The organism is Paracidovorax valerianellae (assembly GCF_900102625.1).
GTDB lineage: Bacteria > Pseudomonadota > Gammaproteobacteria > Burkholderiales > Burkholderiaceae_C > Paracidovorax > Paracidovorax valerianellae.
Map to the genome: position 1 here is coordinate 96,805 of NZ_FMZC01000002.1, position 25,083 is coordinate 121,887.

Annotated in this window: 21 protein-coding genes; 8 read left to right on the top strand and 13 right to left on the bottom strand. The window is 60.5% G+C overall.

Annotation, left to right across the window (positions count from 1 at the left end; all coding sequences use genetic code 11):
* Nucleotides 1-38: 38 nt before the first annotated feature.
* The 9 genes from BLT03_RS23735 to BLT03_RS03170 form a co-directional block, all read right to left on the bottom strand.
* Complete coding sequence (locus BLT03_RS23735) at nt 39-401, bottom strand: hypothetical protein (RefSeq protein ID WP_139160307.1); 363 nt, start codon at nt 399-401, stop codon at nt 39-41.
* A 166-nt stretch (nt 402-567) separates the two neighbouring features.
* Nucleotides 568-1,569, bottom strand: coding sequence for a hypothetical protein (locus BLT03_RS03135; RefSeq protein WP_092740274.1), 1,002 nt, complete (start codon nt 1,567-1,569; stop codon nt 568-570).
* Between the two features lie 124 nt (nt 1,570-1,693).
* Nucleotides 1,694-2,170: a hypothetical protein gene (locus BLT03_RS03140; RefSeq protein WP_092741007.1), complete on the bottom strand. Its 477-nt coding sequence runs from the start codon at nt 2,168-2,170 to the stop codon at nt 1,694-1,696.
* Nucleotides 2,170-3,159, bottom strand: a complete 990-nt coding sequence (locus BLT03_RS03145; protein WP_092740276.1) for a hypothetical protein — start codon at nt 3,157-3,159, stop codon at nt 2,170-2,172. The genes BLT03_RS03140 and BLT03_RS03145 overlap by 1 nt, the downstream gene beginning before the upstream one ends.
* 6 nt (nt 3,160-3,165) lie before the next feature.
* Nucleotides 3,166-3,525, bottom strand: a complete 360-nt coding sequence (locus BLT03_RS03150; RefSeq protein WP_092740278.1) for a DUF4150 domain-containing protein — start codon at nt 3,523-3,525, stop codon at nt 3,166-3,168.
* A complete protein-coding gene (locus BLT03_RS03155; protein ID WP_092740280.1) occupies nt 3,515-4,858 on the bottom strand; it encodes a DUF2169 family type VI secretion system accessory protein in 1,344 nt (447 codons plus the stop codon). Before BLT03_RS03155 ends, BLT03_RS03150 begins: the two co-directional genes overlap by 11 nt.
* Nucleotides 4,859-4,867: 9 nt before the next feature.
* Nucleotides 4,868-7,102: a type VI secretion system Vgr family protein gene (locus tag BLT03_RS03160; protein ID WP_092740282.1), complete on the bottom strand. Its 2,235-nt coding sequence runs from the start codon at nt 7,100-7,102 to the stop codon at nt 4,868-4,870.
* Nucleotides 7,103-7,322: 220 nt separating this feature from the next.
* Nucleotides 7,323-9,512, bottom strand: coding sequence for a TonB-dependent siderophore receptor (locus tag BLT03_RS03165; RefSeq protein WP_245711220.1), 2,190 nt, complete (start codon nt 9,510-9,512; stop codon nt 7,323-7,325).
* A 420-nt stretch (nt 9,513-9,932) separates the two neighbouring features.
* Nucleotides 9,933-10,388: a hypothetical protein gene (locus BLT03_RS03170; protein WP_217640128.1), complete on the bottom strand. Its 456-nt coding sequence runs from the start codon at nt 10,386-10,388 to the stop codon at nt 9,933-9,935.
* A 547-nt stretch (nt 10,389-10,935) separates the two neighbouring features.
* On the opposite strand from BLT03_RS03170, the gene BLT03_RS24395 reads away from it, so the two are divergent.
* From BLT03_RS24395 to BLT03_RS03185, 3 genes are all read left to right on the top strand, one after another.
* Nucleotides 10,936-11,106: a hypothetical protein gene (locus tag BLT03_RS24395; protein WP_175537654.1), complete on the top strand. Its 171-nt coding sequence runs from the start codon at nt 10,936-10,938 to the stop codon at nt 11,104-11,106.
* 218 nt (nt 11,107-11,324) lie between these two features.
* Nucleotides 11,325-11,753, top strand: a complete 429-nt coding sequence (locus tag BLT03_RS03180) for a hypothetical protein (RefSeq protein ID WP_139160308.1) — start codon at nt 11,325-11,327, stop codon at nt 11,751-11,753.
* 98 nt (nt 11,754-11,851) lie between these two features.
* Nucleotides 11,852-12,436: a hypothetical protein gene (locus BLT03_RS03185; protein WP_245711221.1), complete on the top strand. Its 585-nt coding sequence runs from the start codon at nt 11,852-11,854 to the stop codon at nt 12,434-12,436.
* Nucleotides 12,437-12,619: 183 nt separating this feature from the next.
* On the opposite strand, the gene BLT03_RS03190 is transcribed toward BLT03_RS03185, so the two are convergent.
* Nucleotides 12,620-13,282 (bottom strand): LuxR C-terminal-related transcriptional regulator, encoded by a 663-nt coding sequence (locus BLT03_RS03190; protein WP_092740290.1) that lies wholly within the window; start codon nt 13,280-13,282, stop codon nt 12,620-12,622.
* A 187-nt stretch (nt 13,283-13,469) separates the two neighbouring features.
* Here BLT03_RS03190 and BLT03_RS03195 point away from each other — a divergent pair, with 187 nt between their 5' ends.
* Together BLT03_RS03195 and BLT03_RS03200 are read left to right on the top strand one after the other, a co-directional pair.
* On the top strand, nt 13,470-14,045 hold the full coding sequence (locus tag BLT03_RS03195) for an RNA polymerase sigma factor (RefSeq protein WP_092740292.1): 576 nt from the start codon (nt 13,470-13,472) through the stop codon (nt 14,043-14,045).
* Nucleotides 14,026-15,075: a FecR family protein gene (locus BLT03_RS03200; RefSeq protein WP_092740294.1), complete on the top strand. Its 1,050-nt coding sequence runs from the start codon at nt 14,026-14,028 to the stop codon at nt 15,073-15,075. The genes BLT03_RS03195 and BLT03_RS03200 overlap by 20 nt, the downstream gene beginning before the upstream one ends.
* 189 nt (nt 15,076-15,264) lie before the next feature.
* On the opposite strand, the gene BLT03_RS03205 is transcribed toward BLT03_RS03200, so the two are convergent.
* The 3 genes from BLT03_RS03205 to BLT03_RS03220 are packed head-to-tail and all read right to left on the bottom strand — an operon-like array spanning nt 15,265 to nt 19,119.
* Nucleotides 15,265-16,707 (bottom strand): hypothetical protein, encoded by a 1,443-nt coding sequence (locus BLT03_RS03205; protein WP_139160309.1) that lies wholly within the window; start codon nt 16,705-16,707, stop codon nt 15,265-15,267.
* Nucleotides 16,708-16,716: 9 nt separating this feature from the next.
* On the bottom strand, nt 16,717-17,907 hold the full coding sequence (locus BLT03_RS03215) for a caspase family protein (protein WP_092740300.1): 1,191 nt from the start codon (nt 17,905-17,907) through the stop codon (nt 16,717-16,719).
* 9 nt (nt 17,908-17,916) lie between these two features.
* Nucleotides 17,917-19,119 carry a hypothetical protein gene (locus BLT03_RS03220; protein WP_092740302.1) on the bottom strand — a complete coding sequence of 401 codons (1,203 nt, stop codon included), beginning with the start codon at nt 19,117-19,119 and terminating at the stop codon, nt 17,917-17,919.
* A 457-nt stretch (nt 19,120-19,576) separates the two neighbouring features.
* Here BLT03_RS03220 and BLT03_RS03225 point away from each other — a divergent pair, with 457 nt between their 5' ends.
* The 3 genes from BLT03_RS03225 (at nt 19,577) to BLT03_RS03235 (ending at nt 25,081) form a co-directional block, all read left to right on the top strand.
* Nucleotides 19,577-22,639 (top strand): TonB-dependent receptor, encoded by a 3,063-nt coding sequence (locus tag BLT03_RS03225; RefSeq protein WP_092740304.1) that lies wholly within the window; start codon nt 19,577-19,579, stop codon nt 22,637-22,639.
* Nucleotides 22,640-22,765: 126 nt separating this feature from the next.
* Nucleotides 22,766-23,173 carry a hypothetical protein gene (locus BLT03_RS03230; protein ID WP_092740306.1) on the top strand — a complete coding sequence of 136 codons (408 nt, stop codon included), beginning with the start codon at nt 22,766-22,768 and terminating at the stop codon, nt 23,171-23,173.
* 246 nt (nt 23,174-23,419) lie between these two features.
* The gene (locus BLT03_RS03235; RefSeq protein ID WP_092740308.1) at nt 23,420-25,081 is read left to right on the top strand and encodes a tetratricopeptide repeat protein; all 1,662 of its coding nucleotides are present in this window, start codon (nt 23,420-23,422) and stop codon (nt 25,079-25,081) included.
* Nucleotides 25,082-25,083: the final 2 nt, after the last annotated feature.

Genomic DNA, 25,083 nt, shown 5'->3' on the forward strand with positions numbered 1-25,083 from the left:
GAATTAATATTACTATAAGAGGTGCATGCCTATAGTAACTAAGGTTGTGTTTCTAACGTAAGCTCGGCCTGAATGTGGTTCACATCCGCATTGACGTACGAATAGTTTGATTCCGTCCAATACGGCGGACTCACCCCCGATACATCAAATTCAAAACCACCCGGAATGTTGACTGTTGCTGTAAAGTAAAGAACAGAGCCATCATCGGACGTGTATTCAAACCAAATCATTAATATATCGACATCATTACTATAAACGTGGCAACTGCAATCCGAAGCTTGCTGTAAATCAGTAGGACGGTTGTCCCAATGCGCTCCAGCGCCATTGTGCCCGTAGTTGGTCAAAGTTAAAAAATGATTTGAGGAATTTGTAATTTTCAACGTTATACTGTGAATGCTCATCAGGTCATCCTTGTTGCTGGAAAATCGATATTCCCCCTTCACTATTGCCATAGTCAACCTCGCCGACCAACTTCACACTTTTCAACCCAATTTCCACTTGGGCTCGCCTAATGAATCATTTCAGGGAATTGTTTCTTCAAAGAATTTTTAAAATCACCGTGCAAAGCTAATTTTTCAAGATGTAAGAAGCACGTACTGGCGTGTGAAGTGTGACTCTGGCTAACTGCCAATCAATGAGGCTGAATACCCCTTGCACCACTATGCCTGAGGCCACATGCCAGTAGTAGGAGAGCAGTTGCTCGCTCTCAGCCACCTTTAAGGGGGCATGTTTTGCTTTGGCAATCGCAACGTCAGGGCGATCACCAAAGTGCATCCCAAAAGGCAGATCACCAAGGTATCCAGAGGAACCCAGATCGCCACGCCGCTTGTAGGTAATAGCTGATACGATCTTGTCAGGCAATGCATGAGAGTGATTTTCTGCCCCCGGCATTTCCTTAAAGTAGATGACAATGCCATGTGATCGGGCTCGTCCACTCATTTCCTCGGGGCAACCGATATCCTCATCGATTTCGTTGCTCAGTCCCAGGGCAGCAAGGAAATCCCGCACGTCCAGCGAATCTGAGCAAAGTCCCAGTTGAGCCAAGCCCGGCATGGAGTAAGAGGCATTGGGAGGGATATCCACTAACCTTGGATTTAGCATGACGTCGTCGAAAATATTCTTGCGTCGGATGTGAATGTGGGCCAGATGCGAGTCCTGCCCATCATCCTGAAAACCAAAATTCAGCACAAAGTCGTCGACGACAAAGAGGTCCGTGGAGGTTTCGTAAACGGATCGGCGGGCCAATGGCGAGCCTAATGCCGCATATGCGGCATCTGATCGACGGGTTGTCATGCACACATCCCGAAAGACCGGACCCTCAAACCCCTGGTAGATCTGGACGCCTTTGGCAAAAAAAGCGATCTGCTCCAAGACGAATGGGGCTTCTACACCACAAGGCGAACGATGGACCAGATCGTAGTCCTCGCGCAGCTGGAAGATCAGACAGAAGCCGTGGCGCTCAGACTGTACGACCATGGACTCCTTAGACCGGCGCATCAGCTCGTATTCCACGTCCGTGTCGCCATCGTCTTCCACCGCGCCTTCATCCTCAATTTGCTCTGGCGTCATGGGACGGTCATGGATGCGCTTTTGTGCGAGAAATGTCCTTAACCCAGACTCTTCGCAAGAGCATCTCAACCATCCGGTCAAAGCCAGGACATCGCCACAGAAATCGGACATCATTGAACTAGCCTCAGGAGCATAGGCCGTGTTTTCGCTTGCCATTAGTAGGAACGCTGATTTGGAATGCTCGAAGCTTCTCCGATTCAAAGGCAACAGTCCAAACTAAGCCATCGATAAAGTAGCTGTCATTATCGTCAAGCCGCCGCTTGAGCATTTTTAGTTTTTTTTCTACGGCAGAACGAGAGTCGTCAACAAGAAGGCCATGCGGTAAAGGTCCAATGTACACGCCATTGTCTTGCCCGCTCTTCAGCAGCATGATCTCAAGTTGGTAAAAAATAAAAGAACCTTCACTTTTTGCAATAATCCCCTTATCTCGCGCGCCAATCTCAAAGGACATTGACAACCCCTGCCCTTTAATCGGAATAATCGTATCCAATGATTTACCCACTTTGGGTCGCGCCGTTACACCTGACGCAGTCAAATACTCATCGAAAGGCGGATAAATACTACTATGCCCGAGGAATTCCATTAATTCAATTGCGCTCATCATTTACCCTTTATCACGTTATTAACGGCATCTTCTATGTACTTATCCCAGTCTATATCTCTCAATTCCTGAGCTGCTATGTCATAAGCATCTTTGCAGCCATGATCTTTACCCTCCATCGCCTTTGATATTTTCTCTGTATTTCTTTTGACAGCTCCTTTCAAATCCTTTGCATCAGCATCAATCTTTGTTTGGTTATTTTTATGTCGCCAGGTATCACCCTCGGCATGAATGTCGGGTGGAATTGCAATGGTAGGTGCATTATTCCTAACTGCATTCTTGATCTTTTTAGCCTTCGCGTCATCGATAAAGACGCCGCTATCTCTCATGTCTTGAATCTTGTTCTCCGCAGCCCGCTCTAACGCCGCACCCGAAGGAGTGTGATCTTTCTCCAACCCACTACCTTTGACAGCTTTCCTATCGTTGTAGGGCACCTTCTTCCCGCAATCCTTATGCCTCTTGGGCTTTCCCGTGTCCTTCCCGCCTCCATTGCCCTCCGCCTTCTTGGCAGCAGCTTCTTCCGCCTCCTTGGCCTCTCTCTTGGCCAACGCTTCTTCCGCCTCACGCGCAGTTTTCTTGCCTACTGCCTCAACTGCAGCGTCAGCGGCTTTCTTACCGTACTTGGCACCCGTGGAGGCCATGCCCGCGCCAGGAATCATGGCCGCCGCGCTGATGGCAGCATTGACTTTATCGCCCTCCGCCAGATAGATCAAAGCATTGGCGCCATCCGCGATTTCGCCGGCCCCGGGAATCAGCCCGACGACATCCAACCCGGTATGCACCACGTCGCTGCCCCAGCGACTCCACCAGCTTTTCTCGGGCTCGGTGGGCTTGATAGGTGGGGCGCTGTTGCCGTGCGGATTAGGCGCGGTGTCCGGGACCACGATGCCCGTGGTGTTGCCGATCGGACCCGGTGAGGGATAGTTATTGGGCTTGACGCGCGCGTTGCGTGTTTCGGCCTCTGGCGGCCGGGGTCTTTTGGACGCCATAGGGTGTTACGGTTTCTTCCAGTTCATCCACATCTTGTCGGCGGTACGCACGATGGCCCGCCCGTTGACGTACACGGATTTGCTGTGGTCGATGCCGTGACTGATGAAGACGTTGGTCTGGCTGACCACCCCCTTTCCCTGTCCAGGTTCATCACCCATCACGTTATCCACATAGCTCTGGTTGTGCAGATACACCGGTTTTCCCTGCAAGAAGACGTTGGGCGAGCAATGCTGACTTTGGTCCAACTGGTGGGTGATGGGATATGGCACCGGCACGCCGTTCTTGCTGGGCGTCAGGCAGACGTCGGGCGCGAGCGAGACAACGCGAAAGCGACCGTCTTTGGCGACGATGTTTTCATTGGCCATGGCCGGCGCCCCTGGTTTTTTGCGTGACCTGCGCTGCTTGCTGCATCGCCTCATCGAGCTGCATGCCAGTGCCTGCAGGCCAGGTGCCCAATTCCAACTGCCGCACATCGGTCTTGGCGCTGACGACAGCGCGACGCACGATGCTGAGCGTGCCCGCTTCCAGATCGAGGATCACGGTGTCGATGTGCATCGGCGCGAACATCAGCACACCGACCTTCAACCGCACCAGCAACTGCAAGTCCTGGCGGGGCAGCGTGAAACGGTAGGGGCCCTTGTGCCTTGCTGCCGCTGTGAAATGCACCAACACCACTTCCTCACCGCCTTGCGGATAGTCGATCTGCTGGTCCTCGGGTGCGCAGTTCCAGTAGCGGTAGTCGTGGTCGAGCGGGCTCTTGGGCCACTGGGTCTGCTTCCAGCGCTCGTCGTGCGTGCCGGCCAGCGCCACCCGCGGGGACCACCAGCGGCCTACCGGCCCGACACCCACGACGGGATAGTCGTCCTGCCCGGTATAGGGGCGATTGAATGCCTCGATCTGCGGTGCGGGCCGTTCGGCGTCGGACATCGATGCATCGGTGATGGGCGGGGATGCCAGCGAGGCACCTTCGCGCCGGAGTCTGTCCAACGCCTCGTTGGCTTGCACCACCGCGTCGGGCAACCGCCCGCAACCGATAGGGTTGGCGGGGTACAGCGCCGGCAGTTGCGAATGCGCCTTCCGTGCAAATTGCCGCGATGCGTCGGGCATGCCGCCGTCCAGTTCGCCGTCCGCACAGGCCTGCAAGGCATTTTCCTGGCGGATGACGTTGGGGCCGCCGAAGGCAGTTTCGTAGCGCAGGCGCACACGGGTAGTCGGCTCGGGATCGGTCAGTTGGAGCATGCCCAGTGCGGCGACGGACCGGGCAAAGCGACGCGGACCGGTGACATGAAAGGTTTTTTCGATGGCGCTTCCAAAGCGAAATCCCACCGGCCAACGGGCCAGCGGCGTGCCTTCCGGCGAATGGGCTGTCGCATTGACCAGAAGCACGTCGCACCGCGGCTTATATGGTGCGTAGTCGCTCTCTTGCAACAGGCTGGTTTCGTTGACCTCACCCAGGAACTGGTCCGCCTGGCACAGCGGTAGTTGCTGCTCGGGCGGCAGCAGTACCGGCTCCATGCGTCCGTTCTTTTCCTGGAGTTGGAGCAATGAGTACGAGATGCGTGTGACCACCACATGGAAGATGTCTCCGTGCGGATCCACATGCTGGAAGTATTGGCTCGGCCAAGGCGTGTGGTTGATGACTTCCGGAACGCCCGCAGCATCGATGGGGCTGGGCAAGGTATGCGATGGGAGTGCCATGGCGTCGATTCAATTCAGGTCGATGCGCTTGGAATCCAGGCCAATGTGTTTGGTCCCCACCACATCGATTTCCTTGCCATTGACGGTGATCTGCCCGCCTTTTTCCATCTTGAGCACCGAAGCGCCGCAGACCAGCTCGATGGAATCGCCTGCCTCGATGCGGATCACCTTGCCGGTGGTCTGGCTCCAGTTCTCACCCACCTTCGTGGTCTGGCTCTGCCCCACGGTGACCGAGCGCCCCATCAGCACGTTGGTGCTCTGCGTCAGGCCCACGTTGACCACCATGGCCGCGCCCACGTTCACGTTGTAGGCCGCGCCGATGTTCATCATCTTGGCCAGCCCCACGTTCTGCAGATACGCCAGGCCAATGGTCTCGGTCTTGAAACTGCCGACCTTGATCGACCAGTTGTTGCCGATCTTGTCCTTCTCGTTGCGGCCAATGGTCTTCGTCCGGTTCTTGCCGATGCTCACCGTTTCGTCGATCCCCACGTCGCGCTGGCGGTTGTCGCCCACGGACAGGGTTTCGTTATGGTCCACGCGCCGCTTTCGGTTGTTGTGGACGGTCTGGGTTTCGTCGTTGTCGATGGTGGTCGTGCGGTCGTGGTGCACCGTGCGCGTCTCATCGTGGTCCACCACCGTGCGCAGATCGTGGCCGATCCAGCGGTCCTCGTCGTTTTCCACTTCGGACAGTTGGTCCTTCTGCGCGTGCAGCCACAGTTGCTCGGCCCCTGCCTTGTCCTCGAAGCGAATGGCATTGGCATCGCCCGCGCCGTTCTTCAATCCGTCGCCGAATGCGCCACCCTTGCTCGATTTGGTCTTGATCCCCGATTGCGTGGCGTTGCCGGGCAACGACCAGGGGGGCATGTTGTTGGCGTTGTAAACGCAGCCGGTGATGATCGGGTAGTCCGGATCGCCGTTCAAAAAGTCCACCACGACCTCGTGGCCGATGCGCGGGATGAACATGGCCCCGAAGCCGGAGCCGGCCCAACTGCTGGAGACGCGCACCCAGCAACTGGAGTTCTCGTCCATCGCACCCACGCGATCCCAGTGGAACTGCACTTTGACGCGCCCGTACTGGTCGGGCCAGATTTCCTCGCCGGGCGGGCCGACGACCACGGCGGTCTGCGGGCCGGTGGTCTTGGGCTTGGGCGTAATGCGCGCCGGCGTATAGGGCAACGTGGTCGGCTGCGCTTGCAGGGTGAACTTCTGAAACGAGCCCTCTTCCTGCGGCGTGCCCTTCGGCCCGGGCGCCGCAGCGCTGACCTGGGGATTTTCCTTGAAGTAGTATTGGAGGCCGGTGAGCAGGTACTGCTGGTTCTGGTCTTCGCGGGGGTAGTTCTCCAGCGTAAAGGTGTAGCCAGGTGCAAGGGCCCTGTGACGCGATTGCCCACGCACGGTGCTGTGACCTGTCAGGCTTTCCTGCAGGCGTACACGGGCATAGGCTTCGCCGTCGCCAAAGTCGGTATAGCCCCCAGGCCATTCGTACATCTCGTAGCTGTCGTGCGCGTGGCCCGGCGGGGTCTGGCGCATGTTGGAGAGGTCCGCCCGGGGTTTGGTAAAGTCGTAGTCGTCGTTATAGTGCCGTCCGGAGTGGATGCTCTGGCTCAGTTGCCAGGCGTGGATGTTTTCCTTGTCGGCGACCGCCGCCTTCTCCGGCGGGTAGAACGGAATCACCGCCGCCCCTGGCAATGGGCTGTGCGAGGCGACGATGTCGTCGGCCAGGGTCAGCGTGTGCTGGCCCGCATTGTGCTGATGGAAGTAATAGATGCCCTCGTGCTCCATGAGACGCGAGACGAATTGGTAATCGGTTTCGTTGTACTGGACGCAGTAATCCCAGGTGCGATAGCTGCGCGTCAGGCGTTTTTCCATGGGGTAACCATATTTCCCCAAAACCTGTTCGATGATTTCCGGGGCCGTCTTCCCCTGGAAAATCTTGAAATCGCTCTTGCGGGTGGCCAGCCAAAGCCAGGGACTCAGTTCAAGCCGATAGGCGTAATACCGATGGTCCTCACCCTGCATACCAAATCGGGTGACGATTCCATCGAGATGGCGCACCCCACCCCCCTGCGTTTCCACCACGATGGTGGCGTTCTTCCCCAGCAATGCCTTGGGATCGATGCCCTTGCTGTCGCTCAACAGGTCGATATCAAAACGAAACAACTGACTGATGGCCTCCTCCCCCTTTAACTGCCTGAATTGCAGTTGATCGCCAACGGGAGTTTGAATCGTAACGCGCCGGGTCATTTTCCATGGGCGTGTCCATGAAGGACACGCAGTTGTATCAATTGGCGCGGATATTAACGTGCAACCGATAACATGCGCCCTTCCCCCGCGAGGGAGTATGTGTATTCAAATGTTATTTCTTATATTTAAGATAAGCCATTTTTATCTCCATCATGGTAATCCAATGCTTTGAGCAGGGGGCGCCATGTTGCAGCGCCTGCATTGGGCGCCCATGCAACGCTCAGAACCGGTACTTGGCACTGGCGGTCAACGTGCGCTCTTTTCCCAGGTAGCACTCGCCGTGGTAGCAGATGGTGTTGTATTGGTGGTTGAGCACGTTGGTAACGTTGAAGGCGATGCGCCATTTGCCGGTGTCGTAGCGCGCCATGGCCGCCAGCAGAATGAAGCCGCCTTCTGCCGACGTGTTGGCCTCATCGTTCTGGCGCTCGCCCACGTAGTTCACTCCCGCACCCACGCCGAAGCCGTTGCCGATCGCGTAGTCCAACCAGAGCGATGCGGTCTGCTTCGGTACCGTGGCAGGGATCTTGCCGCGTTCGCTGGCATCGGCACTCTCCAGCACTTTGAGATCCAGCCAGGTATATGACGCCACGAGCTTCAAGGCAGGCGCCAGCTCGGCCTTGGCCTCCAGCTCCAGCCCGCGCGAGCGCTGCTTGCCGATCTGCCGGGCGTCCGACGTAACGCTATCGTAGGTGACCACGTTGGTCTTGCGCAGGTCGAACAGCGCCGCGGTGAACAGGGTCTTGCCGCCCTCGGGCTGGTATTTGATCCCCACCTCGACCTGCTTGCCCCGGCTCGGCTTGAACGGGTTGTTGTTGATGTCCACACCACTGGTGGGCAGGAACGATTCGGCATAGCTCGCGTAGGGCGACCATCCGCCGCCCAGCAGGTAGTTCACCCCGATGCGGCCGCTGAAGGCATCGTCGCTCTGCGTGGTGCGCTGCGCGCTCAGGCGGTTGTCGGTGGTGATCTTGACATGGTCCTGGCGCCCGCCCAGCGTGGCCACCCAGCGGTCGCCGAAGCGGATCTGGTCCTGCGCGTACAGCCCGATCTGGTCCATCTTCTGAGTGAAATCGGCCATGGGCGTGCGCGGTGTCGGCACAGCCATGCCGTACACGGGATTGAGCAGGTCCAGGTTGGGGCCGGTGCCCCGAAAGCGCAGGGCGGTGCCTTCGAGGTGGTTCCAGTCCAGGCCGAAGAGCAGCGTGTGCTGCACTGTGCCCGTGCGCACCGAGCCTTGCAGCTGCGTGTCCAGGGAGCCTTGCTTGAGCCCGTCGTCCCAGGAGCGTGTGCTGCGGGAAATGGTGTGCCCGTCCGCCAGCACCGTGTCCGCCCACAGCGCGTTGCGCTCCAGGGCGATGTCGGTGTACCGCATGTTCTGCCGCATCGTCCATCCGTCCTGGAATGCATGCTCGAACTGATACCCCAGCGAGTACTGATTCTGCTGGAAGCGGCTGAACGACGGATCGCCGTACTTGATGCGGCGCAGGCGGCCATCGGGATCGACGAAGTTGGCGTAGTAAGGGTCCTCGCCCGAGCGGTCCTTGATGACCTCTCCCAGCAGGACGAGCGACGTGGCGTCGGTCGGTTGCCAACGCAGCGAGGGCGCCAGGTGGGCGCGCGTGCGGCTGATGCGGTCGCCGTTCGGGTAGCGGTCTTGATCGTCACTGTCCAGGCTCACGCCCACCAGCCGGAAGCCCAAGTCGCTGCCTTCGCCCAGAGCGCCGCTCACGTCGAATGCCAATTGCCTGCGGTCGAAGCTGCCGACCTGCAGCTCGATCTCGCGTGCAGCGTCCGCGCCCGGCGCCTTGCTCACACGATTGACGACACCGCCCGCGTCACCCTGGCCGAAGAGCACGGACGAGGGGCCACGCAGCACTTCCACGCGTTCCAGCCCATACGGCTCGGTCAGGCGATAGATCACGCCAAACTGGGTCTGCGGCAGGCCGTCTCTGTAGCTGCTGGTGTTGCCCGGAAAGCCGCGCAGCGCGATGTACTCCCAGCCGCGGTTGTCCGGTCCATACGCGGCTACGGAGACGCCAGGCGTCAGCGCCACGATGTCCATCAGGTCCAGCGAGCCGCGCGCATCCATCTCCGTGCGCCCGATCACCGAGATCGACTGCGGTGTCTCCAGCAGGGCGGTCGTGGTCTTGGTCGCCGTCCAGCCTCGCTGGACCGCATAGCCGATGGGCTCGGGAACTTGTGCATCTGCAGTGACCTGCAGGGTCGGAAGCGAGGTGGCGTCGGGTACTGCCGCGGACCTCAACACCACCAAGCGCTCGTGCAGGTCGATCTCGGCGACGAGCCCTGTGCCTGCCAGCATCCGGCGCAGAGCTTCGTAACGGCTCAAGCGGCCGAAAACGGCCACCGATTGCCTGCCCGCTACCAGCGCGGGAGGGGCAAGCAATTGCATGCCAGCTTGCCGAGCAAAGTCATTGAGCGCCTCTCCGAGCGGTCGCGCGGGAACCGATACGGACATGGGCTCCTCATGCTCGCGCGCATCGGCTGCCGATGCGGGAGCGGAGGCGCCAAGGGCAAGTAAGGCAGCGGCCATGCCGGTTGAAACAATGGAAGACACGCGATGGGTCATGGAACCGGGCTCCGAACGGCAAGAATGAACGATCTTTGCCTCGGTGGCGACCGATGAGGGACCGAGTCCGCGCTCTTGCGTGTCGGCGCCGCCCTGCATGCGCGAGCGGGCTATCGGATTGGCTGCCTTGGTAAAACGGTGTTGCAGTGCACAGGCCGATGGGCTACTGCAGAATCCTGCGGCAAGCGAGCAACAGGATCCTACACACCTCGCCCTGCAAGGCGAGGCAGCAGCCCCGCACGGTTACGGCTTGCCTTGCTGTTCGTAGTCCGTCAGGTAGTGCTCCGGGTTGCTCTGCGCGGAAAGGTCTTCGTCATAGCGCACCCAGGTGGACTTCTGGGAGCCTGGAACATATAGCTCGCCCGCGCTCCCATTGAGGATCAGCAGCACATAGGGGCGGCCGTTGAGCTGGACCGTGTAACGCGTGTCCTTGGCCGTGGTGCTGGTGGTTGCGAGCAGGATCTTCTTGTCGATCGTGCTATCGGAATCGGTGACCTGGATCAGTGCCTGGTTCTTCTCGCGCGGGCCGTAACGCAAGGTCCAGGCCTTGACGCCATCGGTGGACGCGTAGGTCTTTACCTGCGTAGCAATCTCGGCGCGCGGCGTATCTGCGTGGACCGCTGCGACCGCACCTGCAAACAGGACGGGAAAGAGCACGGCCGTGACGGTCAATCGGCGAAGGCGATAGCGAAGTTTCATCAACATCTTCCTTGGTGGATAGGTCATGTAACGTACGGACAATTGCAGCACTCGACGCTCAGCAGGCTGGATCAAACGCCAATTGCTGGCTTCGCGAACTCAACTGCCTTGCCTGTATCAAGACGAACGAGAGGTCGGTTTCCCCACCCTCGGGATTCGAGCAACATGTCCAGGCCGTCGCGCTTTCGAAGGCCGGCTCTTAAGCAGGTGCGACAGCGTCACTGCCCGCTTGCGTCTTCTAATTCCTCCGGCTAGCGTGAGCAACCCGCTCCCGAATCGACCTACTCAGACGAAAGCTAGGCCTGCACCCATGCGATGTCTTTCTCACAAGCCTGCACTACGTCGTTTGGCTACACAGGCAGGCTTGGTACTTTCGTTGACGCCAGCCTTGGCTATTGCTGAGATCAGCGACAAAGTACCCACCACGACGCATATCTGGGTCTTCGCGCTCGCGGGATCCGGAGTGTGTGGAGTAATCACCACTTGGCGACCGTGGCTGGGGACAACCATCTCTGTTGTCCCTGCGTTGTGGCTGACGAGCCTTCTGATGGAAATGCACTCGCCCGACATCGCCCCCCACCTCTTTGCTGAGCAGGGCTGGAGCTACTACCTGCAGGTCTATTTATCGGTGGGAATCTTCGTTCTCGGCTTGGTGATGGGGCTGTACCTGGGCCAGCGAAGACGCAAAATATCTGCCAGCACAGGCCACTGCGATTGAGGGAGAACATGTGGTCATCAATATGCTGTGGCGGACTATGCGCAGATTTCTACACTGAACGTCGGCAATCATGCCGAAGCTCCGGTGCATGGAATGCGACCCACCTCTGCCATCGGTAACTGCTGCATGGTGTTCGCAGTATTGCGCGATTCACTGCTTCCGACCCAATGCAGCGACCTGAACTCGGGCCCGCTCAAACGCATTACCTCAGGCCGACAATGACGACCGACACCTGCAGCGCCGCCAGGGAAATCGTAATGACGATGCAAGGCCGGATCGAAACAGATCCTGCCTTGATAATGACGTTCGGGGGCGCGATCCAAGTAGAGAAAGAGAACTTTCCTGACAAGGCGACCTACGAGGCAGCGGCCCACATTGAGGCGTGCCCATCGTGCCAATGTTGGCTTGGTCGCTGGCTGGACGAACTGTCCCCAGAACGCGCCGCACACCGGGAACGGTTGGCAAAATACTGTTGCCTTCATATGTTCGAGGCAGTGACCAATGCTGCTGCCGAGGTTCGATTCTCATTCGAGCTGTTTCGTCTCGATCCGTGCTGGCTGATCAACGAACAGTATGCTTTTGCGAATTTCTGTCCGTGGTGCGCTCAGAGGCTGCCCGGACATGCCTTCGAAACGGGTGCGCTTTGAACCCGTGGTCCCCTATCTGGGGTGAGGCACTGAAAATGCCTGCAGGCGATTTGCGGCCGGCACCCAAAGCAAGAGACTCATCAACGAAGCATCAGACCATGCCCACCGTTGCACGCTTCATTCTTACCCGCGTGTCATTGGCATGCGCGTTGTCTGCCGCATTCCTGGCGACAGCGGCAGAATCTCCCGCGACAGGGACGTCCGGCCCACAAAGCACAGCCTATCCGGCTATCGACCCCGCTTTTTCTCGCCCAGAGGCAAGGCGCATGCCCAGCCGCACCACGCTGCGGGCATTCTTGACCGAGCTGAAAAGCCAGGGACAAACGAACAGATTTTGTTTCGTGCAGCAGGGGCCGGATCGGCCGAAAACAGAAGAGCCAGGTCTCAGCGTCTTGTCAATGATCTGGTATGAAGGACAGGCCATCTACCTCGTCAACCTCGTCAGAGTGGGAGAGCGCTACGATCCGGATACCGCACTGGATCCGGTGACCAGGGGAAAATCGCTGGCCTCCAGCACAGGCACGGTGGATCTCACCAGCCATGTGGTCCCGACCGACGAAGACGTAGGCACCAGTACCTTTCTCGTCAGCCGCCCCTGGGTTGATCACATGTTCGCGCAATGTCGGCGGGTGGGAACTAAAGTGCGAATTCGACCATTTCAACCGCGTTCGCCAGTGCAGTAGGCTTTGGAAACAGAGTCGGCCCGTCAGGTGAAAACATGGCACCCCATCCTGGCTAGCCGCGCCGTGCGCAGCCTTGCGCGACGCCATCCGCGATCACCCTTGGCAGGTGCGCGGTCACAGCACTGCCTCTGCATGGACTCAAGCGCAACTGGTGCTACCAGGCTCCCTCCTAAAATCATTCGTTCATCGTGTCAAAAGTCCGGCCATGTCGAGTTTTCCCAATCTGTCATATCGCTTGGCCAAATGCAGCAGAGCGACGGTGTGCGCTACCCCCAGTTTCTTCTGCAATCTCGCCTTGTAGGTGCCCACCGTTTTTGCATTCACGCCTAAACGCCTAGCAACCTCTTTTTGTCGCACCCCCTGCACGAGCAGCGCCGCGACCGCCAATTCGCGAGGCGAAAGCATGTCGAAGGGATCAACGCTTTCCGTGCCAGGACTGAATGCCAGGTTCCGCGCGATAGCGCTCGCGAGATAGGGGCGACCGGCTGCGGCTTTACGCACGGCTTTTATCAGTTCGCAAACCTCACTGCTCAGGCTGATGCAACCGGACGCTCCCGCACGCATGACACGCGCAGGCCAGGGCCCATCATCCATCTCGGACAGGACGACGACACGCGGAGTACCGTCATTCCCGATGAGAAGCGGGATGACATCTACAGCGCGTGCGTCTGGCAACGTCAGATCACACAGGACAACATCTGGACACGCCTCGGGAATCTGGCGCAGTGCTTCCGTCCCCGTGCCTGCACCGCGATGCACATCGAAATCAGACTCGTGGGCTAGGACCATTTCAATGCTCTCGCGCACCAACGTGTGTCTGCCGATAACATAGACCGCGATTGCCATGGTGCTGCCCTGCTTATGCCAGTGTCCTGCAGTTGCATCGTTGCGGCCGCTGCGCCCCAATCCGACCAGATGCACTTTTATCAGCGTTGCTGCACATATCTATGTCGAACGAGTGGCCAATTTCCCTACCCTCAATCAAGCACGGATCGCTGGTGCGGATGGCCCTGATTTGGGCTAATCTGACTGGATGTCTAGCGCCGTCGACGACTGGTTTGTCCAGCATATCCTCATCCATGAAGCAGCATTGGTCGCCTATCTGAGGCGCTGCTGGCCGAACCCGGATGACGTGCATGATCTTCGTCAGGAGATCTATGCCCGTGTGTACGAATCAGCAAGCCGCAGACTTCCCGACATCCCACGAGCTTTTCTCTTCAGCACCGCCAATCACCTCGTCACCGATCGCATCCGGCGCAGCCGGGTGGTGTCGATCGAGGCAGTGGGTGATCCTGACTCGCTGCTCGTCTTAGTAGATGAGTGCACCCCGGAGCGCTGGATGGGTGGGCGCCAATTGCTCGCACGTCTTGTCCACGCCTTCGACCGGTTGCCAGATCGTTGCCGCGAAGTGGTGTGGCTGCGCCGTGTGCAGGAACTGTCGCAAAGGGAGGTCGCCGTGCAGTTGGGTATCAGCGAGAAGACCGTCGAAAAACACATGGCCAAGGGCGTGCGCCTGCTGGCGGACTATTTCCACGGCTCCACGACATCCCCGCTTCCGACGCCCGTCAAGGCAATCAAGTCAACGCGCGATGGACAGCAGGCAGATTGAAGACGTCGCCGCGCAATGGCTGGCGCGGCGCGAGAGCGGGCCGTGGGATGCGACCGACAAGGTGCAACTCGACGCCTGGCTGGCACAGTCCACTGCGCATCGCGTTGCGTTCCTGCGCCTGGATGCAGCCTGGCGGGAAGCTGGGCGTCTAAAGGCGATCGCCGCCGGCCTCCCGAAGGGCGGCCCGCCGCCACGCGGCCGTTTCGCAGGAAACGCAGTCGCCGGGGCTGCCGATGGCACGCTCGCGCGCACAGAGCCATTGCCCCGCACCGCTCGGCCCAGGCGCCGCTGGAAGGCACCGCTCGCTGTTGCACTGGCCGGTGGCATGGCCATTGCCGGCGCGCTGTTCCTGGACCGCGCCCCACCTGCGCCCCCACGAGCGGGGCTTGCCTACCAAAGCATGCCCGGCACACTACGGTCGTTGGCCCTGGCCGATGGGTCACGGTCCTCGCTCGCCAGCGACACGCGGATCAGCGTCGATCTCGGGGGCCGTGAACGGCAGATTGCGCTGCAGCGAGGCGAAGCGTTCTTCGAGGTTGCCAAAGACAGGAGCCGCCCATTTGTCGTGCAGGTCGGCGCGCGCCGCGTCGTGGCCGTCGGTACGCAGTTTTCCGTGCGCCGCGATGCCGACGAAGTGCGGGTGATCGTCACCGAGGGAACGGTACGCCTGGAGACCGATCCAAAGGGTGGCAAACCGCAATCGCCGGTACTCATCGCTGCAGGCGGGATCGCCTTGGCCGGCCCTAACGGGGTGCTCGTACGCAGCAGCACCATCGCCGAAGCGGAGCGGCAAGTGGACTGGCGTTCGGGCTACCTCAGCTTCGTCAATGCGCCGTTGCGCGAAGCGGTGGCCGAGTTCAATCGCTTCAGCACACGTCCATTGATCCTGGCAGATCCCCAGTTGGGAGAGCTTCGCATCGGCGGGCGTTTCAGTTGGCGCAATGCCGACGGGTTCGCGCGGTTACTCGAGCGCAGCTATCCGATACGCACCGAATCGCGCGCCGATCAGGTCATCCTTCACGCCCGCTAATTTGGGAGTATGGAAAGAACCTCGAGAAAATTTAATTCCGCCACCTCGTTCCGCTACTAAGCGGACGCCAACGAATCGACTGCTTGCTTGGATGCTTGGCAGTGCTGCGCGTCGAAATCGGAAAACTAGACAGACGGCGTGAAGCCGTTTCTTGGTTGTCGATCCAGTACCGCTGTAAGTGGACCGTATCTATTCATCACCCTCGAAGACGCGAAGCGCATTGCGAGAGCGCTGAATGTTCAGATCGTTTCGAGAAAACTGTATGTCGCGATAATTCTGCATCGACAGTCTATCCTCAATCGACAACCAGTCTTGCCTCAACAGATCCAGCGGTTCCCGTTCATAAGCAACCGGCAAGGGTGGAGAAACCGATCTTGGTGGCGAGCGCCTGACTTTAGGGGGACCTATGCGCCGGACGCGCGTCGATCCGTCCCCAAGCCTTTGGGGGGCGGTTTCGACCCTCGGCGCGCCCGAATCCCCGAACACACGGTTGGGCGACGGCTCCACCGGACTGCGACCGTAGAAGGTCAGATATGGCCCCTTCGAGGCCTGGGCCTGCAAAAGCGCACGAGCCGTCTGGTAGTTCGCCTGAAAGCTCAAAGACTCACGCCGGCCGCGGTGAATCGCCGCCATGGTTTCAACCAGGATGGACAGTCCCATGGAGAACACGGGTAAGCCGCGCTGCATCGCCTGGACAATGAGCTCACGCACGCGCTTCAGGTCCGTTTGCGGGCGTTGGAGTTCCAGTGCCGCTGCAACGATCGGGCCATCAGCCAAGTAGGGAAACCAATTAAACAGGTTCTTCACCCAGCCCCTACGCCCTTGCAGCCTGTTCAACTTGAGTAGCACATAGGCTCCTGCAGCCGCCGATACCGGATCTTCGACCTTTGCATAGAGAGCAAGATCCGCAGCGCGCCATGTCTCGGCCAAGCTGGTCGCCTGATCTGTCTCGCCCCGCGACAAATAAGACATGATCAGATCGTTTCCCGGTTTTTGGCGTCCCACCGTAACGTCGATGGTGTCGCCACTGTCCGCTGCGCGCCGCGTGAGCGCGACGCGCACCTGGCCACCCGGCGGAAGCGAGACCAGTCGCCATGCCACATCATCTCCCCCAATCTGCAGCAAGTGGGGTTCAGATGGCACGTCCAGAACGATCATCCGCACGCCATCCGACCTGTATTGAGTCTGGGGAGAAGCCTCAATTGCCTGCCATCGACCTCTCCGAAATTGCCATAGGGTTACCCACACTGCACCAACCCGGCGCCGCCCTGCAGATAAGAAGCCATCGCCAGCGGGAGACGCCAGATGAGCCAGGGATCTGAATGGCGTCACCCATTGCAGCCATTCGTGCGGGCTTTGCCTGCCAGCCTCCAACGTCACTTCGGTCTCATGGTCTGGTTCGTCCCGCAGCCGGGCACTGGCTTGCAGCTGATTGCCGTTCGGCCGAACGGCAACCACGTGCACACGGGAAAGGATGTTGGCCTCACGAGTCAGCTCGATTCGCGCAGGTTGATCAATGGATACGACTCCTTGGCCGAGAAACTCTCCGTTCGGGCCGTAAACACCGAAGGGTAAAGCCAGAATCCTCGATTCCGAGGGATCACCGAGCATGACCACCTTCAACAAGCGCATGGCATTTCCTCAGGTGCTGGGAACGGAAAAGCAGCAGGAGTAAACCGCCTGCGTGAGCATCCGCTCAGCCTCGCTCTGCTCGGTAATTCCGCCACCAACACCATAAGTCCACTCGCCTTGCGCGACGACGAACTGGGCCGGACCCGCTGAAGTCAAAGCCTTCGAATCGCGTGGCCCGCCGTGGCGCTCCATGAAAGCTTCAGCAACGGGCCTGTACCCATGCGGATTGACATCAAGCTCCATCAGCACTGATGGTCGCTTGGTCAACACGTGCAGCGGCATATTCCAGGCTCCGTCACCTTGCGGAGATCCAATCTTTTGGGCGTGATCTTTGCCCGGCTGCTGTAGCCTTGCCAGAAAGAGCGCCGTTGCATCGCGCAGTTGAGAGACGGTCACATCGAACTGCACAGCCGCCCCCGAGCGCTGCAAGCCACAGTGGCCACGCAGAGCTTGTAGCAGGGCACTCGTGAAGCGTGCAGTGCCGTTCGGATCGGCATAGGCAAGGCGATTTGTCGTGGTGGCCCGCAGCACCGCCCAATCGGTGCAGAGCGGTTCGCCGCTACGCAGAGCGTTGATGAGCGGCCGGGGGGTTTCTAGCTGCAATAACACCTGAGGACTGAACTCCATGCATGCATCGATCAAGAAAATAAGGCTTGCGCGTGCCCTACGGATCGCGGCCTGGCAGGTGTTGGAAACGTGGAAGGCGGCTTGCCAGGGATTATCCAAGTCGTCGCCGAAGTCATCGCAGATGAGGTACTGATCTACGCCGTCACCCACACCGTGACCGCAGAAATAGAAAACGCCGCGGCTATCTGGGCTGGTCTCGAGCCGCGCCAACCAGCGCTTGTAGGCCTTTTGCACATTGGACAATGTAGAAAGGGTAACGGCTTTCGTGAGATTGGCGGGTGTGGTGTAGTCGAGCTCCGGGGAAGTGAGCATCTCGACACTACCGAGCGGCGCGTCGGGGTTGTTGAACGCCTTGTCAGACGGCAATCCCCGCGCAGGGCTCATGCCATCCGCGCCACCAAGGAACCAGTCCGCCATGGCCTCGACGGAGCGGCGCGGCGAGCCCAGCGGCGTACCGTCACCGAAGCCCGCGGCAGCCATATTCGGGTAGGTCTCGCAGCCGATTAGCAGCACATGGGTGGCCGTGCTCGCCGGATCTTGGTGGATTGCGGTCGATTCGAAGATCAGCGCCACCAAATCCTCCTAGCTCAGGCGTGCGGCCAGGCGCTTGTAAAAGCTCGGGCGTGCGAAGTAACCGCCGTGCGCCTGCAGCAGCCCGTAGCCCGTGTCGAAGCGATAGTCGTCCGGACCCTCGAACACCCCCTCGGTCCGGAATGAAAAGACGTCGTTGGAGTCGTAGACGTTGAGCCAGCGATGGAAGGATTTAGGCTTGCCGAGACGATCCGTCGGCGGATTCGCAGGCAGCTTTGCGTCGCTGACGCGATACAGGGTCATCTCTTCGAACACCGCGATCTGCGAGCCGACCGAGACGAAAATATCGAACTCCAGTTCGGGCCTGAAGTGGGTCACGATGTCATAGAGAATCACGCCGCCCAGGCTGTGACCGATGACCACCAACTTGTCGTCCCCGGAGCGTTTGGCTTTCACCGCCTCGTCCAGGTCTACCAGCACCTGCCGCACGATGGGGCCTGGCGCCTCGCGGGTGCCCCGCTGTGACAGATAGACGAAGACGTCTCCGAGAAAACGCGCGGCGTTCTTATGCAGGCTATTGCGTCCCAATCCGGTGAGAAGCGCGGTGGCAGCGTCGCTCGGTGCTTTACCCAGTCGACTGATCGACTCTTTAAAGGACTGGAACCAGTCTTTCAAACCCAGCGACTCGACTGACCTGCCTGCTATCGTGGCGCGGTAGGGCTGAATCTCCTGAAGCAGCTTTTGGACGAACTCTTCGTTTGTCAGAGCCGGTTCGGCCAAGGCCCATGTAGGTGCGCGGTTTGCCTCAAGATACGCCAGAGAGGCAAGGTATCCTTCCAACATATCGCGATATGCCGGTTCACTGGTAGCGACAGCCGAGGCGGTATCCCAAGCCAAATCGACCGCCTCCGCGAAGCCGCGATCGCGGCTCACATCGCTCAGGCTGACCGCGCCGGGACCGTAATGATGGCGGGCCTCGCCTAGCCACAGGTTCAGTCCCGCAGTATTCTGCCCCGATGGGCTGACGCTGAGCGTTTCCACGCCATCGTCCAATTGGGGCAGCGAGGCATGGTTCCAGCGGAACTTCACACCACTCTCGCCCCAGTATGGAAAGAACGTCGTCAACTTGGCTGGATCGATACCGATACTGGGAGCAAGCAGCGTTTGGAAGAAACCACGCGTGCGCTCCACGCGGTCGTTATAACCGGCGTCCTTGGTACGGTTGTTGACTCCATGCACGAACACGATAGGCATTGCGATTTCTCCTCCCTGATTTTTGTGCTTTGACGCCGGCCCCCGCCTGGTCGCCAGCCCATCATAAGGCGCGGCGCACGCCGCAATCCATAGCGCGGCACAGCAATATTACATGCCGGCCGTGGGAACCGCCTAGTCACCGCAGGTGCGACGAACGGCCTAAAGGTCTAGCGGAGCCAACAGCAGCGGCAGCTCCCTTTCTACTGTCGCCTCGTGCGTTCTGGTGAGGATTCCCTAGGGCACTCATGCGAATGGGATTGCAAAAGAAAAGGGGGAGCTCAGAACGTCTGCGCAGAGTCTGGAGTTCGCAGCGTCTTCTTTCTCCGCGCCCGGCTGCTTACCCTGCGCCTCGGGAGCGCCGGTAACGGGCGAAGCTGATAGCGTGGGGGATATAGCGCATTTATTCGTCTTTATTAGCGGGCGCAACGGTGCGCCGTGAACAGGAAAGAAGGACCGGATGTCGCTTCGTGCGTGCTCGCAATGGCTCGGCTTGATCTGCTGTGCAGTGCCCGCGCTGCAGGCAATCGCCACGCCCACCACGATCGACATCCCCGCCGGCCCGCTGAGCGTGGCGCTGGACACCCTGTCGCGCCGCGCCGGGACGCAAGTGCTGTACCAGCCGCAGCAGGTTGAAGGTGTCTCCAGCCCCGGCGCCCATGGCGCAGAGGGCGCTGGCCAAGCGCTGGAGCAGTTGCTCCGGGGCACTGGCCTCATGGCGCACCGCGATGCTTCCGGCGCGGTATTGCTGCAACCGGCACCGGCGAGTACACCCGCTGCGAAGCTAGGCCCGCAGGCAGCGCGCCCTCGCACACCGGCGCCGATTGCGCTGCAGGCGATCAAGGTCACCGGCTCGCGCATTGCCCGCTCACAGGTCGAAGGACCGGCACCGCTTGCGGTCATCACCGCCGAGCAGATCCAGGCCGGCGGCTTCACTACCGTACCGCAGGTGCTGCGCGCCATGACCCAGAACATCGGCCAGACACAGAGCGAGCAGTCACTCGGCAACGCCGACTACAGTCCGGGATCGCAGCAGGTGGATCTGCGGGGCCTGGGGCCGAACCACACGCTAGTGTTGGTTAACGGGCAACGCATCGCCGACTTCCCCATGCCTTTCATGGGGCGCAGCAACGTCGCCGATGTCTCCGGCCTGCCGCTGGGCCTGATCGAACGCATTGAGGTCCTGACCGGCAGTGGATCGGCCATCTACGGCTCCGACGCCATCGCCGGCGTTATCAACTTCATCCTCAAGCAGCGCACCGACGGCACCACGTTCGACGCGCGCATGGGCCAAACGGACCGGGGCGATGCGCAGTCGTTGGAACTGGGAATTTCCAGTGGTTATTCGCACACTGCCTTCGACGGCATTTTTGGCTTACAGCTCACCTCCCAGCAACCGCTTTGGGCGTACCAGCGCAGCCGCCAGGATTCCACCCGCGACGCACCGAGCGAGCACGCGGCCGCGCCGCGCCGCACGTTCTTGCGCGCCGATGCCTCCGGTGCCTACCTGGATCCGGGCGAATCGGCCTGTGCACCTGTGGAGGAACTTAACGGCAACAGCACCAGCTACAGTGCGCGCCCCGGGCAAGGTGCCGTCGATCCAGCGTCCGGCCAGCGTGGCCCCGGCTATTACTGCGGCAGCCCCGCGTCCATCGGCTACGGCACCGTGCTGAATCGGCGCCTTGGCTTCAATGCGCACGCCTCGCTGCGCTACGCGCTGGACGCGTCATCGCACTGGTTCGCCGACCTTCAGCTCGGCTCGCACGCAGTCTCGCTGCTTCGCGATGTGCCCAGCTGGGCCTACATGGACGCCGACGGCAACGAGCAAGGCGACTTCTACAACCGTGCGACAGGCCAGGTCGAGTACTGGAGCCGCCAGTTCACTCCCGAGGAAATGGGAGGCCTGGCACGCAACATGATCGATACCCGGCAAAAGACCCTGAGCATCGCCACCGGCATCAAGGGGCAGCTTGGCGAAGCGTGGTCCTACGAAACGACCCTGAGCCATTCGCAGTACCGGGCACGCATCAGTTGGCCACGCATCGTGGCTGCACGTGCGAACGGGCTGTTCCTCGGGCAACCGACCGGCACGGATCCCGGCTCGAATACCGCGGTGTTCGATGCAGATCCCGCTCGCCTGTATGCCCCGTTGCGCCGCGACGAATACGAGGCCATTGCGGAGCGCACGCAGTACACGCCGCGCTCGCGCACGGACACCCTCTCGGCCACACTGACGAATACCCAGCTGGGAGCCTTTCCAGGCGTAAATGCCGCACTGTCGGTGACGGCCGAAGTCGGCGGGCAGTCCTACGACCTGCACCCCGATCCCCTGGCGACGCAGTATTACTACTACAGCTGGCGCGATGCCGATGGCAGCGGAAGCCGTGATCGCTGGGCGCTGGCCAGCGAGTTGCGCCTGCCGGCGACCGAGCGCTTGAACGTCAGCCTGGCCGGGCGCTACGACCAGTACCGCTACACGGGACGGCATCCCGGTCGCTTCACCTGGAACGCAGGACTGGAATGGCGCCCCCGCGACAGCCTGCTGTTGCGGGGTTCCTATGGACCAGGTTTTCGTGCCCCCGACCTGCATTACCTCTATGCAGGCGAAGGCAACGACGAAGCCACAAGCGTGGACTACTACCGCTGTGCCACCCAGGACGCCCAGGCCAGCACCGCCGCGTGCCGCTTCAACGACGAGTCGCTGGTGCGTCGCCGCCGTGGCAACCGGGATCTCAAGGCGGAAACGAGCACGGCCTGGACCGCAGGCGTGGTGTGGTCCCCTCATCAGGGCCTGGACCTGTCGATGGACTATTTCTCGATCGACATGCGCGACCAGGTGCAGGACCTTCGCGTAGACCGCGTCTTGCGCGATGAGGCCGACTGCAAGCTCGGACAACGGGACCCGGCCTCCAGCGCATGCCGCCAAGCGGTCGAGCGCGTGGAGCGGACCGCAGAGGGCGCCCTCTATGCGGTCTCCGTAGTGCCGATCAATGTAGCGCGGGAAACCACCAGCGGCGTGGATGCCAGCCTGCGTTACCGGATCGAGACGCGTGCAGGAGCGCTCGATTTCATCGGCAGCTACACCTGGGTGCACCAGCACCGGATCCAGCTCCAAGGCGGTGGCGCCATAGAGGACGCATTCGCGGTCAACAGTGGCTACGACGCACCGCGCACGAAAGCCAACGCCACCCTGCTCTGGTCCCGCAATGCGTGGGCCGCCAGCCTGCAGGGCCAGCGCCTGGGACGCCTCCCCAGTGAGGACTCGTCCCTGGAGCTTTATCAAGCAGGCAGCGGAGCCAGCCCCTGGATCGCTGCGACCTACCGCTTCAACGGCACGCTGCAGTACCGCTTCAACGCGCGTGCGCAAGTGTCGCTCGCCGCGACGAACCTCTTCGATGCGATGCCGCCGGTGGACCGCAGCGCGACGGTCTACCCGTATTACGACACGTCCTGGTTCGACACGACCGGACGGCGATTGACTCTCCAGTACACCCAGAAGTTCGGTGGCACGCCGCTCTACTAGGCCGCCACCCGAGCAGTGACGTTGCCCGGGGCGATCACTCCGCACCGGCCGAGTGCAGCCCGACGCAACGCCTCCCGCACCACTCGCCCCAATGGGCGTTCGTTCACACCACCCCAAGGAAAGGAAATGAAAACACCCCGTCCCACCTCCCTTACCGTGATTGCCTGGCTGTTGATCGTCTCTTGCGTGTTGTCGGTCGCCTCTTTCGTGATGGCCCACGGAAACCCCGCAGCAGAGAACGTCATGCGCCAGGGCGTTCTGCCCCTGTGGCTTCAGTATGCGATCGGCTATTTCGGCATGGCGGTGCAGCTGGTCTGCGCCCTCGCCTTCCTCAAGGGCAAGGCCTGGGGACGAACGCTCTACATCGGCTGGGGCGTCATCGGGCTGGTGATCGGATTTGCGACATCGCCCATGAAGCTGGCGCTGATTCCAGGGGCGATCCTGTTTGCGATCGTTGTGTTCTTCCTGCTGCGCCCGGCGGCTAATGCTTTTTTCGCCAACCGCCGCCATGACGTCAGCCTCGGCCGCGCCTGAGTGAGGCCCCGGAGACCGGCGCCCACGCACCGGGTGCCGGTTCTCATGCGATGCGCCTACGCCCTGCTCACACCCCATGCCGATCTGGAATGCACGGTTGATGCCGTGGCATGGGGACCCGTCGATTAACGAAACACATTCAAGACTTCCTCCAGACCATCGCATGAATAGTGAAATTCGCGCCGAGCACCGTCTCCTCTCGTTCAAACGTGTCCAACCCTTGGCCTTCCAGCAGAGGATTGCCCGATGGACGCACTGATCCAAGCCGGCCAGGAAGCGCTTGCCCGCGGGGATTACGCGCACCTGTGTCGGCTGTGGTCTGGCAGCACAGTGTTCAGCCACCTGGAGGACGAGGCGATCGCGTCGGTTTTCCAGCAATGTCGCGCCGCCGCCGAGCGCGGCCAGGATGCTGAATGGCCCTGGCTGATGCAATGCTCGATTTACCTCGATTGCAGCGACCAGTTCATCGCCAACCGGGCTACTGCCCTGCGCAGCACTTGGGAGTGGGCACAGAAAGCGATCGATCTTGCACCAGGCAATGCCTTGGCGCATCGCCTGGCGGGCAGTGCCTGCTACTGGATGGGCGACCACCCGCGGGCGATCGCGGCCTATCGGCAATCGAATACATTGCAGCCGCAGGTTGACCTACAGGTGCGCCTGTTCGAGATGGCACTGCGTCCCGATGGCAGCAGCTTTCGGGAACTGCCACTGGACCTGCGCGACGACGAGGCGAGCAATTACTACCGCGCCGGCGTGACCTTGGGTAAATGGCTTGCCGACATCGATGACGCGGCCGATGCAGCGTACATCGCAGCCATTCAAGTCGCGCTGTACGAGCGCTGCAGCGCCCTGTATGCCCTCTGCCTCGTTCATCACGAAGGCAATCCCTTCAATGCCGACGGCCATACGTTTGCGATGTGCTGCAACAACCTGGGTCAGCTGTATAACGCCCAGGGCCGGCACGAAGAAGCCTTGAAACTGATTCAACAGGGCCTGGAGCACAGCGAGTTTCAGTATCTGCGCCAAAACCTGCGCGACACCTATCGCCACCTCGGCATGGCCAAGGAAGCGGCCGACAGTTCGCTGACGCTGCTGCAGCACTACGACCTGGAGCCGGCCCTGTTCTTCGATTGTGCGCAGACGGCCTGCAGCTACCTCAACCGCATCGGCCAGAGCGAGGACGTGTTGCAGATCATCGATGCCGCCGATGAAACCTACCAGTCGTTGTCGGAGGACATGCAGCAAGAGTGCCTGGCCATCTACGCCAAGCTGTCGGTGCATCGGGCACTGGCTGCATCGCAACTCGGCGGCACGTCCCCATCGGCGATGGACGAAGGGTTGATCGAGAAGGCATTGGAGGACAGTCCGCAGGATCTTGAACTGCGCTTGGCACACTGCAGCCTGCTGGTGAACCGGCAGGCCTATGCGGAGGCACTCGCTTCCTACGGTAGCTTGGTGCACGATGCCGCCGCAGCCCAGAATGCCCGTGTGTTTCGCAATGCACTCGGGGCGCGCGGTTACCTGCTGCTGTATCACTTGAACGATCCACTCCAGGCACTGCAGGACTACAACGCCATCGAGCACGGTGGCCATCTGGACTTCTACACCTGCTACTACCAGGCCAATTGCCACTACGTGCTGAAGGATGTGGGGGCCACGCTGGCAGCAGGTCGACGCGCCTCTGAACGGATCAACGATGCGATCACACGCGACGATCCGCAGTCGGTGGCGCAGCTGCACATGATGCTGGCCAACAGCCATTTCGATGCGGGTGACTTTCCTGCCGCGGTCCGCGCCTACGAGGCATCGCTCATCCATGACGACAGGCCGGACGTGCGCGAGAACTACGTGCTGGCCCAACAACTTGCACAGCCCAAGAAAGGGTGGCTCTCAAGGCTCTTACGCTAGTA

Bases quoted from the DNA above. Each gene is read 5' to 3' on its own strand.
- BLT03_RS03155 (WP_092740280.1), bottom strand. From the start codon at position 4,858: ATGGCACTCCCATCGCATACCTTGCCCAGCCCCATCGATGCTGCGGGC.
- BLT03_RS03170 (WP_217640128.1), bottom strand. From the start codon at position 10,388: ATGAAACTTCGCTATCGCCTTCGCCGATTGACCGTCACGGCCGTGCTC.
- BLT03_RS03235 (WP_092740308.1), top strand. From the start codon at position 23,420: ATGGACGCACTGATCCAAGCCGGCCAGGAAGCGCTTGCCCGCGGGGAT.
- BLT03_RS03225 (WP_092740304.1), top strand. From the start codon at position 19,577: ATGTCGCTTCGTGCGTGCTCGCAATGGCTCGGCTTGATCTGCTGTGCA.
- BLT03_RS03220 (WP_092740302.1), bottom strand. From the start codon at position 19,119: ATGCCTATCGTGTTCGTGCATGGAGTCAACAACCGTACCAAGGACGCC.
- BLT03_RS03200 (WP_092740294.1), top strand. From the start codon at position 14,026: ATGGACAGCAGGCAGATTGAAGACGTCGCCGCGCAATGGCTGGCGCGG.
- BLT03_RS03185 (WP_245711221.1), top strand. From the start codon at position 11,852: ATGCCCACCGTTGCACGCTTCATTCTTACCCGCGTGTCATTGGCATGC.
- BLT03_RS03140 (WP_092741007.1), bottom strand. From the start codon at position 2,170: ATGAGCGCAATTGAATTAATGGAATTCCTCGGGCATAGTAGTATTTAT.
- BLT03_RS03205 (WP_139160309.1), bottom strand. From the start codon at position 16,707: ATGCGCTTGTTGAAGGTGGTCATGCTCGGTGATCCCTCGGAATCGAGG.
- BLT03_RS03135 (WP_092740274.1), bottom strand. From the start codon at position 1,569: ATGACGCCAGAGCAAATTGAGGATGAAGGCGCGGTGGAAGACGATGGC.
- BLT03_RS03165 (WP_245711220.1), bottom strand. From the start codon at position 9,512: ATGCAATTGCTTGCCCCTCCCGCGCTGGTAGCGGGCAGGCAATCGGTG.
- BLT03_RS03195 (WP_092740292.1), top strand. From the start codon at position 13,470: ATGTCTAGCGCCGTCGACGACTGGTTTGTCCAGCATATCCTCATCCAT.
- BLT03_RS03150 (WP_092740278.1), bottom strand. From the start codon at position 3,525: ATGGCCAATGAAAACATCGTCGCCAAAGACGGTCGCTTTCGCGTTGTC.
- BLT03_RS03145 (WP_092740276.1), bottom strand. From the start codon at position 3,159: ATGGCGTCCAAAAGACCCCGGCCGCCAGAGGCCGAAACACGCAACGCG.
- BLT03_RS03180 (WP_139160308.1), top strand. From the start codon at position 11,325: ATGACGACCGACACCTGCAGCGCCGCCAGGGAAATCGTAATGACGATG.
- BLT03_RS03190 (WP_092740290.1), bottom strand. From the start codon at position 13,282: ATGGCAATCGCGGTCTATGTTATCGGCAGACACACGTTGGTGCGCGAG.
- BLT03_RS23735 (WP_139160307.1), bottom strand. From the start codon at position 401: ATGAGCATTCACAGTATAACGTTGAAAATTACAAATTCCTCAAATCAT.
- BLT03_RS03230 (WP_092740306.1), top strand. From the start codon at position 22,766: ATGAAAACACCCCGTCCCACCTCCCTTACCGTGATTGCCTGGCTGTTG.
- BLT03_RS03160 (WP_092740282.1), bottom strand. From the start codon at position 7,102: ATGACCCGGCGCGTTACGATTCAAACTCCCGTTGGCGATCAACTGCAA.
- BLT03_RS24395 (WP_175537654.1), top strand. From the start codon at position 10,936: ATGGAAATGCACTCGCCCGACATCGCCCCCCACCTCTTTGCTGAGCAG.